The sequence below is a fragment of the Tolypothrix campylonemoides VB511288_2 genome, from assembly GCF_045999855.1.
Lineage (GTDB): Bacteria > Cyanobacteriota > Cyanobacteriia > Cyanobacteriales > Nostocaceae > Scytonema > Scytonema bouteillei_A.
In genome coordinates, this window is sequence record NZ_JBFPMW010000017.1 from 184,292 (window position 1) to 196,380 (window position 12,089).

Genomic DNA, 12,089 nt, shown 5'->3' on the forward strand with positions numbered 1-12,089 from the left:
TTGTGTAGGGTGGGCGTTGCTCGTACTACGGCAGTACAGTTAAGTAAAAAAAGGGTGAGCAATGCCCACCCTTAAAGAAATTTAAGAAAATAATCTGTTGCCAATTAACCCAACAATTCTTTTGCTTTAGCCAACACGTTATCAACTGTATAGCCAAACTTCTCCATAGCAACATTACCAGGAGCAGAAACACCAAAACGTTCAACACTAATCATTGTACCTTCACTACCAAGATAACGGTGCCAACCAAAGCTAGAAGCTGCTTCTACAGCTAACCGCTTAGTAACAGCTTTGGGTAGTACCGATTCGCGATAATCTGCTGGTTGCTCTTCAAAAATTTCCCAAGAAGGTAGGGAGACAACACGAACTTTCTTACCTGCTTCTCTCAATTTCTGAGCAGCTTCGACACAAAGGTGTACTTCGCTACCAGTAGCAATGAGGATAAGATCTGGTGTTTCGTTCTCATCGCCATCAACGATGTAACCACCCTTTGCGGCTTTTTCGATGCTGCTTCCTGGCAACTGAGGCAAGTTTTGCCGGGAGAAAGCCATGAGGGTAGGACGGTGTTTATTTGCTTGTTCAACTGCTACTTTGTAAGCACCGGAGGTTTCGTTTCCATCAGCAGGACGGTAGACGATGAGGTTGGGAATTGCTCGCAAGGAAGCTAGAGTTTCTACTGGTTGGTGGGTAGGACCATCTTCTCCTAAAGCTAGGGAGTCGTGAGTCATAACATAAATGACACCAGCCTCTGACAGTGCTGACAAGCGAATTGCGGCTCGCATATAGTCGGCAAAGACAAGGAAAGTCGCGCAGTAGGGAATCAGCCCCGAACCGTGCAGGGCAATACCGTTACAAATCGCTCCCATGCCATGCTCGCGCACTCCAAAACGGAGGTTGCGGTTGTGGTATTGACCTTTTTGGAAGTCACCGGATACTTTTAAGTAGGTTAAGTTGGAGTGGGTAAGGTCGGCAGAACCACCAATCAACTCTGGTAAAGCGGGTGCAAGGGCATTTAGGGTCACTTCAGAAGTTTTGCGGGTTGCGACTGCTTTATCTTCAGCTTTATAAACAGGCAGTGTTTTTTCCCAACCTTCTGGGAGTTTACCACTTAACAACCGCTCAAATTCGGCAGCGTCTTCGGCGTATTTAGCTTTATAATCTGCCCAAATTTTGTTCCAATCAGTTTCTAGTTGAGCGCCGCGCTCAACTGCTTTGCGAAAATGCTTGAGGGCATCTTCTGGAACGACAAAGGGTTCGTGTTCCCAACCCAAGTTTTCACGGGTCAGTTTTACTTCATCACCACCAAGGGCTGCACCGTGAACGCCTGCGGTGTTTTGCTTGTTGGGCGAACCGTAACCGATAGTGGTGGTGATTTTAATGAAAGAAGGTTTATCGGTAACAGCTTTAGCTGCTTCTATTGCTGCTGCTATTGCTTCAAGGTCGTTGTTACCGTCTTGAACGTGCTGTACGTGCCAACCGTAAGCTTCAAAGCGCTTATTTACGTCTTCTGTAAAAGAAACATCTGTGGAGCCGTCGATGGAGATGTGATTGTCGTCGTACAGAGCAATTAACTTGCCCAATCCTAAGTGTCCGGCTAGCGAACAAGCTTCGCCTGAGACCCCTTCCATGTTACAACCATCACCTAGAATTACATAGGTATAGTGGTCTACAAGTGTGGCGTCGGGTTTGTTGAACTTTCCAGCAATATGTGCTTCTGCGATCGCCAATCCTACTGCATTGGCAATTCCCTGACCCAAAGGTCCGGTGGTGACTTCTACCCCTGGTGTTTCAAAGTTTTCTGGGTGACCGGGAGTTTTAGAACCCCACTGGCGGAACTGTTTGAGGTCGTCGATTGTTACGCTGTCGTAACCGGTCAAATGGAGTAGGGCATACTGCAACATACAGCCGTGACCTGCTGACAGGACAAAGCGATCGCGATTGAACCACTTGGGATTTTTGGGATTAAACCGCAAAAAGCGGTCCCACAGAACAAACGCCATTGGCGCAGCGCCCATTGGCAGCCCTGGGTGACCGGACTTTGCCTTTTCGACAGCATCAATTGCCAGAAAGCGGATTGAATTAATACAAAGTTCTTCGAGGGTTTGGGTTGCAACAGGCATAATCTCTGGTTTTTACGACGGGTTAGCACTCTTTCAATCAGCGAACAGTGACCAGCGATCGGTTACCAATGGAACTGGTCTCTGTTGACTGGTAACTGTATCATCCCATTGGTGCTTGCTGACGGACAAGCGTCAGATTTTGGGATTTTTGATATGGATTTTGAATTAATTTTACGGGGGATTCCTATTATTATCGGTTGCTGAACCGACGAAATTAGGAGTTAGGGGTTGGGGAAGAAATATTTCCATTCTTACTGGGGCAATTGCCCGTGAATGTTTAGCTATGTTAGCCTATACTCAAAGTAAGCCACTATCGAGCAAGTTGCTGTATGACTTGGCTCCCTAATTTCCAATTTCTCACTTTAGGCGTATTTTTTAAAGGCTAATGTCACGTTGTGACCGCCAAAACCAAAGGAGTTGGACAGTGCTACCTCGACATTCGCTTCCCGGCTGGTGTTGGGAACGTAATCCAAATCGCATCCTTCGTCTGGATTGTCCAGGTTAATTGTTGGTGGAATCCTGTTGTTAGCGATCGCCAGAACTGTTGCTACTGCTTCAATACCACCCGAACCACCCAAAAGATGGCCGGTCATTGACTTGGTAGAACTCACTGCTATTTTATATGCATGGTCACCCAAAGCCCGTTTGATTGCAGCGGTTTCTGTTGGATCGTTGATGGGAGTGCTCGTGCCATGAGCGTTGATATAGCTGACGCGCTCTGGGGTCAACCCTCCATCCTTCAGTGCCAGTTGAATCGCTCTTGCTGCTCCTTCTCCACCGGGTACCGGAGAGGTCATGTGGTATGCGTCACAGGTCATGCCATAGCCAACAATTTCCGCATAAATACGAGCACCGCGACTTAAAGCGTGCTGTAGTTCTTCTAAGATAAGAATGCCCGCACCTTCACCCATCACAAACCCATCGCGGTCTTTATCAAAAGGACGGCTAGCGCGAGAGGGGTCATCATTGCGGGTAGAAAGCGTTCTAGCTGCGGCAAATCCTGCCATAGATAAGGGTGTAACTGCGGCTTCACATCCCCCACATATCATGGCTTGGACGTATCCCCCTTGAACCAAACGAAAAGCATCGCCAATAGCATTTGAGCCGGCTGCACAGGCGGTGACCGAACAGGAGTTTGGTCCTTTAGCACCCGTGTGTATTGCTGTCAAGCCTGCTGCCATATTAGCGATCATCATCGGAACCATGAATGGGCTACAGCGATCTGGACCCCGGTTCAGATAGATTGTTTGCTGTTCTTCCATTACTTTGATACCACCAATGCCAGAACCAATGATGATGCCTACCTGTTCTGCATTCAGGTCATTGATAACAAATTTTGCGTCCGCAAGAGCCTGTTTTGAAGCTGCTACGCCCAATTGAGAAAAGCGCTCCATGCGCTTAGCTTCCTTGCGATCCATGTACTCATGGGGGTCAAAATTCTTAATCTCCCCAGCAATGCGACAATCATGACGGGACGCATCAAACAGGGTAATTGCACCAATACCGTTGCGTCCGGTTATTAATCCTTCCCAATACTCAGCTGGTGTATTACCAATAGGTGTAATCGCGCCAACACCAGTTACAACAACGCGTTTACGTATAAAATCAGTCATGTCAGTAGTTAGATGGCTCTTGATGCGGGTAACGGCGATAAAGGATTGGGGATAAGGGGCAATGGGGATAAGGGGCAATGGGGATTGGGATTGTTAGTTGTTAGTCATTTTTTTCCTAACCACTTCCCCCTAACTGCCAACCAATCACCAATCCCCAAACCCCAGCCACTGTTATGCGGATGCAGCAACTTTGTTGTTGATGTAGTCCACTGCCTCTTGAACGGTTGTAATCTTTTCGGCAGCTTCGTCTGGAATTTCGATATCGAACTCTTCTTCCAAAGCCATGACTAGTTCAACAGTATCAAGGGAATCAGCGCCCAAATCGTTGGCAAAATTGGATTGTGGTGTAATGGTATCGCCCTCAACACTCAGCTGATCCGCAACGATTTTCTTGACCTTTTCAAAAATTTCCGTTTGACTCATAGATAAAATTCCTCAACGAGTTGCTATAATCCGATCTTCTGGGGGATGTGATTTTGAGCATATTTATATTATCGGAAAGTGTGGACGCATAGACCTCGTAAAAAACTCTGTTTTGTAATTCTTACGAAATTTTGTTTGAGTATGTGCATTTTTTTATCTATGTACCTACAAATTTGCGACCAACACTAAAAGCGATGATAAAACAGTTATGGATTATTGACGAGGGTAAAGCCCTCCTTGTTACCAAGATACTATGCTAACCTATACTTTGAGATACGCTTACTATCCCGGATGTGTTGCTCAAGGAGCGTGCCGCGAGCTTCACCAGTCTACAGTTGCCCTTAGTAAGGCATTGGATATTGAACTTATAGAACTTAAAAAAGCTTCTTGCTGCGGGTCAGGAACCTTTAAGGAAGATTCTCAACTGCTAGAAGATACGGTTAATGCCCGGAATATTGCTCTTGCAGAAGAATTACAGCTACCACTATTAACCCATTGCAGTACTTGCCAGGGTGTCATCGGTCATGTAGACGAACGTTTAAAAGAGCGCCAAAGCACAGATCCGGCATACGTTGAACAAGTGAATGGCTTTCTTTGTAAAGAAGGCTGTTCCCCCTATCGTGGTTCAACAGAAGTGAAACATCTCCTTTACGCTCTTATTAAAGATTACGGTTTAGAGGAAATAAAAAAACGAGTCACTCACAAGTTAACTGGACTGAAGTGTGCTGCTTTTTACGGCTGTTACCTGCTCCGTGCTCAAAAGTCAATGCCCTATGATGACCCCTTCCAACCAGAGGGCATGGAAAACTTGTTTCGTGTACTACAAGCTACGCCAGTATACTACAAGGGACGTACCCAATGTTGTGGTTGGCCGCTGGCTAGTTATGCTACCGAACAATCTTTTAAAATGGCAGGAAATCACATCCAAGAAGCCATAGACGCTGGTGCTGATTGTATGGTCACACCTTGTCCTTTGTGTCACCTTAACCTAGATTCCCGTCAACCAGAGGTGGAAAAGGTTACTGGGCAAAAGTTAGGTTTGCCCGTTCTGCATTTGCCTCAGTTAATTGCTTTAGCTGTTGGGGTAAGTCCAAAAGAACTGGGTTTGCAAAAGCACATCGTTTCTACAAAACCCGTGTTAGAGAAGTTGGGAATTTCGTAGAAGGCAGAGGGCAGGAGGCAGAAGGTAATATAGTTTATTTCTGCTAGCCTGCGCCAATTAGAGGAGGGCTGGAGAGTTATAATTTATACTTGCCTTGGCGACTGTAAGTCGCGGCTATACAAGCAAAACCCCTCCGGGTTCGCCAGTTGCCAGGGCGCGGGAAACCCGCCTGCAGCACTGGTCTCACCGCCTGCAGGGCTGGATTCACCACCTGCGTGGGTTTTAGAACCTTGATTCTTTCTTAGTCTGCGAAGGCAGACTTCGTTTGTATAGTCGCGAATTACATTCGCCCAGGACTTTTAAAAGATTGGAAATAGGTAAACTTACGTCTCGAAAACTGCTTAAGGTTGCTTTTGAGAACGACGCAAACTATCGAGTAAATCGTTCTCATTACTAGGTGCGGTTTGCTCCAAATTGCTTGGGCTTGGATTAGCAGGAGATTGTTCTGGAGGCTGAACTGTGCTTTCAGGTTGTTGGGAGGGTATGACTGGAGAAGTTGGTGTTACCGGACTTTCTGGCTGTTGGGAAGGCAAAACTGGAGAAGTTGGGGTGGCGGGAGAATCCGATATCATTCTCCGCCTTCTGCGTCCGGGAGTTGCCTCGGTCCCATTTACGGCTGTCGCTTCGGCTTCGCGTTTCTTCTCAGCTTCTGCTTGTTGTTGCCGTCTGCGTTCTTCCCTTTCTCTTTGACGCTTGAGGGCTTCTCGATTTTCTCGCGTTCCTGGCTTAGTGAAATTTGCTATCAACTGTACGTTTTGCTTTCCTGCAGCAGCAGAGTTTAATTTAAATTTTCTGGCTTGACTCACCAACGCTTCATCTAGTTCCTTGTGTCCGCTAGGACGGCTGAGTTTGATGTTAATCACATTGCCGTTTTCATCGACATCAAAAGTGATACCGGGTTTACCTTCGATACCTCGCCGTTCTGCTCTTTCTGGGTATTTGAGATCGCATTTTATACAATCAACAAAATCAAATTTTGTTACGGCTGGTCTTGGACCTGTTGCAACTTGTGTTCCAGTACCCGTACCCGTACCACTTCCAGTACCCGTACCCGTACCGCTTCCAGTACCCGTACCGATTCCACCTCCACTACCACCACCGATACCTTCTCCAGTACTTCCAGGTGTGCCTGCGGTACTTCTCAAACGTCTTGTTAGATTGGAAGAATCTTGACTGTTAGTGGGTGCGCTTGGAGCAGGTACTGTATTCTTAGCAACTTCTGGAATAATTCTGGGACGTCTGAGTGGGGGCTGTAAATTTTCGGTCTTCTGCTCTGTAACTGGAACTTCCTGTTTGGGAGGTAAAGGAACTTCTGGTTGGGGTTCTAAGTTTGGCTTAACTTGTGTCAGTATGCGCTGCGGTTTTATTTCATCTTTTAAAGGCGGAAGAATTGGCTTTTCTTCTGGAGTTACCACTGTTTGCTGAGGCGGGACTGGTTGTGGAACAGGAGGAGCTTTTGGTGCGGGTGCAGCAGTTTTGCCACCACCACCACCTTGTGGTGTTTTAACTGTCTTGGACACAACAGGCGCTTGAGGCTTCAACCGGAGTCTAGTCGGTTTGGGGGGTTCTGGTGGTTTTACTTTTTCCTGTTTTGGGGGTTCTGGTGGTTTTATCTTCTCTGGAGTAAGCTTGGGCGAATCGAGAACGATCAATTCAATCGGTTTGTCTTCTATTTGCTTTGCTCTCATCACGAGGTTCGCTATACCAGAAGCTAGGACACCGATATGCAGCCCTAACGATCCAACTAGACTAAAAGTTAGAAAAGTCCTAAGAGCCCTTGATTCTTTCTCTCTGTGCTCTAGAGCTGTACCAGAAAAGCTCATAGTTTATTGCCACCCATTATCAGTAACTCTGGAAGATTAAAACATTTAGACACAAAAGTCAATCAAGAAATAAAGATAATCGGTCGTGTTAGAGCGAGAAAAATCCATTTATAATCGAGCATTCATAAAGCTTTTAAGCAAAATTTGCGATCGCAAATCATGATTTCCATACTATATAACTGAGACTTGTTTGACATATATTGTCATTTCTTTTAATTTATATTGAGAACTTCTATCAGTTTTATCCCCTAATCTGGTAGTCTGACAAAATCTAGCGGCTTGAGAGATAGCACATGGGAATTCAAAATTTGTTTGCTGCAGGTGGTCTGGTTATGTGGCCCCTGCTGGCGTTTTCTGTTTTAGCAGTGGCTTTAATTATTGAGAGGATAAGATTTTGGGTAAAGGTCAATACCCGTCAAAGTCTTGTGGTAAGGGAAGTTCTAAACCTTTACCGTCTTAATAATGTCGTTGGTGCAATTGATAAACTGCGAAAAAATGCAGATTTACCAATGTCACGCATTTTCCTCACGGCTTTGGAGTTGGAGGAACCAACTCCTGAGGAATTTCGTTTGGCTCTAGAAAGTGAAGCACAAGCTGAGATTCCTCTACTTAAGCGCTTTCAGAATCTCTTTGAGACTATCATCTCTCTGGCTCCTCTTTTGGGGCTTTTGGGAACTGTGTTGGGGCTTATTGTTTCTTTTGCATCTCTCAATATTGGTGATGTGGGAGGTTCAAGAACTGCGGGTGTAACGGCTGGTATTAGTGAAGCGTTGGTTTCTACTGCTTCGGGCTTGATTGTTGCTATTTTCACACTGCTATTTGCCAATACTTTCCGAGGTCTTTATCAAAGAGAAATTGCACGAATTCAGGAGTACGGTGGAGAATTAGAATTGCTATACCGCCGTCGCTATGAACGTGGAGAGAGGACTTATGCGTCTACAAGATGAACCCGATCTACCAGCGCAAATTAATATCGTTCCTATGATAGATGTTATATTTGCCATTCTGACTTTCTTTATTATGTCAACACTGTTTTTAACTAGATCGGAAGGGTTACCAGTAAACTTACCTAAAGCAGCTACCGGACAAACAGAACGTCCCGCACAAATGACAGTCACAATCAATAAGCAGGGACAGATATTTTTGGATAAGAAGCCAATTCTTTTGGAACAGTTGGAGAATGAGGTCCGCCAACAAGTCCAGCCACAACAGCAGGTGTTGGTTGTGATTAATGCAGATGAAGGAGTTACTCACGGTCAAGTTGTGGGTGTGATGGATAAGGTTCGGCAAATAGAGGGAGCAAAATTAGCGATCGCAACTCAAAAACCTTAGAAAATTAGTAACGGATAATTCGTAATTCATAGTGGAAGAGTTACGAATTATTTATTATGAGAGCTTTACAAATAAAACCGTATTAAAGACATTTTATTTCTAGCTGTAACCGCTCGTATGGGCGTTATAAATGATTTATAAAATTTTCAGTACTATAGTACTATAGAGGTTGGAAGACTTCGCAATATAAATTAGTAAAAAATTATATTATATTTGTGGAATTTACGGATATATAGAAAAGCAACACCAGTAGCAAAAAGCTCATAAAATAGTTACTGTATTGTTTTTTACAAAACAGTACAAATGTATGTTGCAAATACACAGAGCAACTTTAGTTACAATTTGTTATCTTCGTAGAGATTCGTATATTAAAACGCTTAAATCGCTATCACTAAAGATGAATCCAGTTTTTCCTTTGTCAATCGCACAAATGTCCGACCTGCACCTGTTTGCAGATGAGAACGAACAATTACTTGGAATTCCTACGACTCTGTCTTTTCAAGCTGTAATCGGGCGGTTGAAACAATTGCGTTGCGAACTTGATTTATTACTGTTAACCGGAGATTTATCTGGTGACGGTAGCCCTGAGTCTTATGAAATGGTACAAAATCTGCTACATCCGTTGGAAATATCCACTTACTGGTTACCGGGAAATCATGACAGTGCGATCGCAATGGAACAAGTTCTCAATTTGAGGCTGGTTTCCCGACGGAAGTCTTTTGAGCGTGGTGGATGGCATTTTATATTACTTGACTCAACCGTACCGGGATGCGTACACGGTCATCTTTCAACCAAAAGTTTGCATTGGTTGGATTTTCAGCTATCAATAGGAGGTAATAAGCCCACACTATTAGCCTTACACCATCCACCTTTTCAGGTAGATTCAAAGTGGCTCGATAGCAGTACCCTCCAAAATCCGCAAGATTTTTTTGCGTTAATCGATCGCCATCCACAAGTCAAGTTAGTTTTATTCGGTCACATACATCAAGAATTCCACCGTCAGCGCCACGCTGTTGATTATCTTGGTACTCCCTCAACCTGCATACAATTTGCGCCTTTGAGTTCAAACTTTTCTCTCGATCCAAAATCACCTGGATTTCGTTTGTTGAAACTTTATCCCGATGGAACTTGGGAATCTTCGGTTGAAAGAGTTCCTTTTTCCTGCAAACTGGACTTGGCAGCAACAGGATATTAAAACTTAAAATTTTAGGTTATAAACTAATAGTTAATATTTTACTCTCAAAGAGATTCCTTAAAAACAGTCACATCAACTTTGCCGGGTAGAGAAATTTTTAAATTCTTCTTCTTTTTCTCTGACTTCGTGCTCTTCGCGTCTATGCGCTGGCACGCACGCTTCGCTATCGTGGTTTTTTTTCACTCGTCAATTTTAAGTTGACAGACTACTAGGTTGAGTTTTTTTAAAGTTTGTAAATGCTGGCATATAAGACTTATATTTGATTTTTGAAATACCCGTAGGGTATTTCAAAAACTAAAGAGAATTGCCATGAAAGAAGTTAAATTTACGATCTTATGAGACTCTCTTATATTGCGACTTCGTCTGCAAAGCTAGCCCAGCGAACAAAATAAAATGGTCCTGCGACAGATCCCCAAACGTGCTCGTCTGTTTCTGGGTCACGTCCGCGATCGCGACTGATAAATTTATGTTCGTCTATTTCAAAATCACTATCAAGGTAAGTTTTTTGTCCTTTACGATAAACAATACAATTTTTTCCCGGTTCTACCTTGCCTTGAAAGCTGTGACCTGTCCATTCTACAATCATGTTACAACCGGGCAGTTTTTCTAAATCATCTGCTGATAGGGTTTTAAGGCGTTCGAGATTCCGAGATGCGCCATAGAAGTTTTTTTCTTCTTTAACACAGTAGTTCTCGATTTCAATATGGTCGCCCGCTTGAATTAAATTCAATACTCGCAGGCGATAGGGAACATCAAGTAGATAATCGTATGCTTGCTCGACAAAAAAACCGACACCTGATAATAAAGATAAAGGGAGAGGGCGCATACACACGCGAATATGGGCGAAAAAAGGCGGGTTTTCAAAAGCTTGCTCTTGGTTGCTGAAGTCAGCTGCCATCAAACGGGCTAAAGTGGCAATATCTGTAGAATTGGTCATCGTAATTTTAGATTTTGGATTTTGGATTTTGGATTAGGAAAGCCAAGACCCCATAAAGGTATTGTAAAACTTAGAGTTACTCGTTTTTCAGGAGAATTTTTTGCTCTTTGTCGTCAGATAGTCACAGGGTATAAGAGGGACAAGGGAGAAGTACTATCAATACCTCATTTCCTACCTCCTATCCCCCTATCCCCCTCTACCCCCTACTTAAAGGTAAAACCGTCATGTCCCGGCGCTTAAGTGTTACAATAACAGCGACTGCTACATTGTTACTTTTCTCGAGTTCGCTGACATTTGCGGCTACTAAAAAACCGCAACCACCAGATAAATTTCCTCCCAATCCCCTAGAAATTACTACACCAGATCCTCTAAGTCCTCGTTCGCCAAAGGATACTCGACCCCTAACTCCTGAAGAACGGCAAACGTTAGAGGCTGCTCTTGAGGAATTGAACCAGCAAGCATCAGCTAAACTGGCAGCAGGGGACAAGATATCAGCTTTTGAAATCTGGAATCGAGAATTGCGGTTGCGCCGTTTTTTGGGACAGCTAGCTGAGGTACAAGCACTGTCACGAGTGGGTGCGATCGCGTGGAATGCAAACGACCGTCAGGAAGTCCAGTACATTACACAGCGCTTGCAGACCGTTCAAAAGCAGGCACAAACTCAAAAAACTACAGACTTAGAATTTTTACAAGCTTTAGGTCAAGCTTACCAACAAGTACGCTCTCCGAAGTTAGCATTGGTAGTTTACGACCAAATTTTAACATCAGTAAGACAGCAGGGAGATACAGGGGCAGAAGTTGATACCCTAAAGACAATCGGATTAATTCACATGGGCTGGTTTGATTATCCGTCCGCCGCTGCAACATACGAAAAATTACTCGCTATGGCTTCTGCTCGAGGCGATCGCACAAACGAGTTATTATATTTGCAACAGCTGGCATATATCTACGAGCAAGCAAAACAACCGGAAAATTCACTAAAAGTACGCAATCAGCTGGCAAAAATCTATCAAAGCGAAAATAACTTTACCCAGTTACCAGATTTGAAGCAAGAAATTGCTACAGATTACGAAGCCTTAGCAAAAGACAATCCCGGTTTATTGCAAGAAGCATTTAGGAACTATCAAGTAGCGTATATGACTGCTTGGGACTTGCAGCAGTATGTTCGTGCTGGAGAGATTTTGCGGAAATTAATTGCGCTTTACCGTTCGCAAGGACAAGTAGAAGAAGCTTTGCAAGCAAGCCAAATTTTGATACAAGCTGAACAGTTAGCGTCCAATTCTTATGGTTTGATGACTGCTTATGACGAGATTGGGCAAATATACATCCTACGGAAAGATTACCCGCAAGCAATCCAAGCCTTTAAGAAAGGGTTAGAAATTGCTCAACAGCTGAAGTATGATGAAGAGTACTTTACCCAACAGATTCAAAAAGCATCCGGACAAGGTGTTAAGTGAATGTTAGTTTTTGGTTGTTGGTTTTTG

General features: G+C 44.1%; 10 protein-coding genes. 5 read left to right on the forward strand and 5 right to left on the reverse strand.

Going from position 1 to position 12,089, the window contains the following annotated elements:
- Nucleotides 1-104: 104 nt before the first annotated feature.
- The 3 genes from tkt to acpP all read right to left on the reverse strand — a co-directional run bounded on the left by tkt (nucleotide 105) and on the right by acpP (nucleotide 4,156).
- Nucleotides 105-2,120 (reverse strand): transketolase, encoded by a 2,016-nt coding sequence (tkt, locus tag AB0756_RS35745; RefSeq protein ID WP_038091381.1) that lies wholly within the window; start codon nucleotides 2,118-2,120, stop codon nucleotides 105-107.
- Between the two features lie 362 nt (nucleotides 2,121-2,482).
- On the reverse strand, nucleotides 2,483-3,733 hold the full coding sequence (gene fabF / locus AB0756_RS35750; protein ID WP_038091384.1) for a beta-ketoacyl-ACP synthase II: 1,251 nt from the start codon (nucleotides 3,731-3,733) through the stop codon (nucleotides 2,483-2,485).
- Nucleotides 3,734-3,904: 171 nt separating this feature from the next.
- Nucleotides 3,905-4,156, reverse strand: coding sequence for an acyl carrier protein (gene acpP / locus AB0756_RS35755; RefSeq protein WP_038091387.1), 252 nt, complete (start codon nucleotides 4,154-4,156; stop codon nucleotides 3,905-3,907).
- Nucleotides 4,157-4,409: 253 nt separating this feature from the next.
- On the opposite strand from acpP, the gene AB0756_RS35760 reads away from it, so the two are divergent.
- The gene (locus AB0756_RS35760; RefSeq protein WP_038091396.1) at nucleotides 4,410-5,318 is read left to right on the forward strand and encodes a CoB--CoM heterodisulfide reductase iron-sulfur subunit B family protein; all 909 of its coding nucleotides are present in this window, start codon (nucleotides 4,410-4,412) and stop codon (nucleotides 5,316-5,318) included.
- A gap of 341 nt (nucleotides 5,319-5,659) precedes the next feature.
- Here the strand turns inward: AB0756_RS35760 and AB0756_RS35765 are convergent, their stop codons facing one another.
- The gene (locus AB0756_RS35765; RefSeq protein ID WP_237265868.1) at nucleotides 5,660-7,006 is read right to left on the reverse strand and encodes an energy transducer TonB; all 1,347 of its coding nucleotides are present in this window, start codon (nucleotides 7,004-7,006) and stop codon (nucleotides 5,660-5,662) included.
- A 428-nt stretch (nucleotides 7,007-7,434) separates the two neighbouring features.
- Here AB0756_RS35765 and AB0756_RS35770 point away from each other — a divergent pair, with 428 nt between their 5' ends.
- From AB0756_RS35770 to cpdA, 3 genes are all read left to right on the forward strand, one after another.
- The gene (locus AB0756_RS35770; protein ID WP_038091400.1) at nucleotides 7,435-8,088 is read left to right on the forward strand and encodes a MotA/TolQ/ExbB proton channel family protein; all 654 of its coding nucleotides are present in this window, start codon (nucleotides 7,435-7,437) and stop codon (nucleotides 8,086-8,088) included.
- Nucleotides 8,072-8,473 (forward strand): ExbD/TolR family protein, encoded by a 402-nt coding sequence (locus AB0756_RS35775; protein WP_038091403.1) that lies wholly within the window; start codon nucleotides 8,072-8,074, stop codon nucleotides 8,471-8,473. Before AB0756_RS35770 ends, AB0756_RS35775 begins: the two co-directional genes overlap by 17 nt.
- A gap of 397 nt (nucleotides 8,474-8,870) precedes the next feature.
- Nucleotides 8,871-9,668, forward strand: a complete 798-nt coding sequence (gene cpdA / locus AB0756_RS35780) for a 3',5'-cyclic-AMP phosphodiesterase (protein ID WP_038091405.1) — start codon at nucleotides 8,871-8,873, stop codon at nucleotides 9,666-9,668.
- A 346-nt stretch (nucleotides 9,669-10,014) separates the two neighbouring features.
- On the opposite strand, the gene AB0756_RS35785 is transcribed toward cpdA, so the two are convergent.
- On the reverse strand, nucleotides 10,015-10,605 hold the full coding sequence (locus AB0756_RS35785; RefSeq protein WP_038091408.1) for a chromophore lyase CpcT/CpeT: 591 nt from the start codon (nucleotides 10,603-10,605) through the stop codon (nucleotides 10,015-10,017).
- A 224-nt stretch (nucleotides 10,606-10,829) separates the two neighbouring features.
- Between AB0756_RS35785 and AB0756_RS35790 the strand changes: the two genes are divergently transcribed.
- Nucleotides 10,830-12,062, forward strand: a complete 1,233-nt coding sequence (locus AB0756_RS35790) for a tetratricopeptide repeat protein (protein WP_038091411.1) — start codon at nucleotides 10,830-10,832, stop codon at nucleotides 12,060-12,062.
- Nucleotides 12,063-12,089 lie beyond the last annotated feature (27 nt).

Bases quoted from the DNA above. Each gene is read 5' to 3' on its own strand.
- AB0756_RS35760 (WP_038091396.1), top strand. From the start codon at position 4,410: ATGCTAACCTATACTTTGAGATACGCTTACTATCCCGGATGTGTTGCT.
- acpP (WP_038091387.1), bottom strand. From the start codon at position 4,156: ATGAGTCAAACGGAAATTTTTGAAAAGGTCAAGAAAATCGTTGCGGAT.
- tkt (WP_038091381.1), bottom strand. From the start codon at position 2,120: ATGCCTGTTGCAACCCAAACCCTCGAAGAACTTTGTATTAATTCAATC.
- AB0756_RS35770 (WP_038091400.1), top strand. From the start codon at position 7,435: ATGGGAATTCAAAATTTGTTTGCTGCAGGTGGTCTGGTTATGTGGCCC.
- AB0756_RS35790 (WP_038091411.1), top strand. From the start codon at position 10,830: ATGTCCCGGCGCTTAAGTGTTACAATAACAGCGACTGCTACATTGTTA.
- AB0756_RS35785 (WP_038091408.1), bottom strand. From the start codon at position 10,605: ATGACCAATTCTACAGATATTGCCACTTTAGCCCGTTTGATGGCAGCT.
- AB0756_RS35765 (WP_237265868.1), bottom strand. From the start codon at position 7,006: ATGAGAGCAAAGCAAATAGAAGACAAACCGATTGAATTGATCGTTCTC.
- AB0756_RS35775 (WP_038091403.1), top strand. From the start codon at position 8,072: ATGCGTCTACAAGATGAACCCGATCTACCAGCGCAAATTAATATCGTT.
- fabF (WP_038091384.1), bottom strand. From the start codon at position 3,733: ATGACTGATTTTATACGTAAACGCGTTGTTGTAACTGGTGTTGGCGCG.
- cpdA (WP_038091405.1), top strand. From the start codon at position 8,871: ATGAATCCAGTTTTTCCTTTGTCAATCGCACAAATGTCCGACCTGCAC.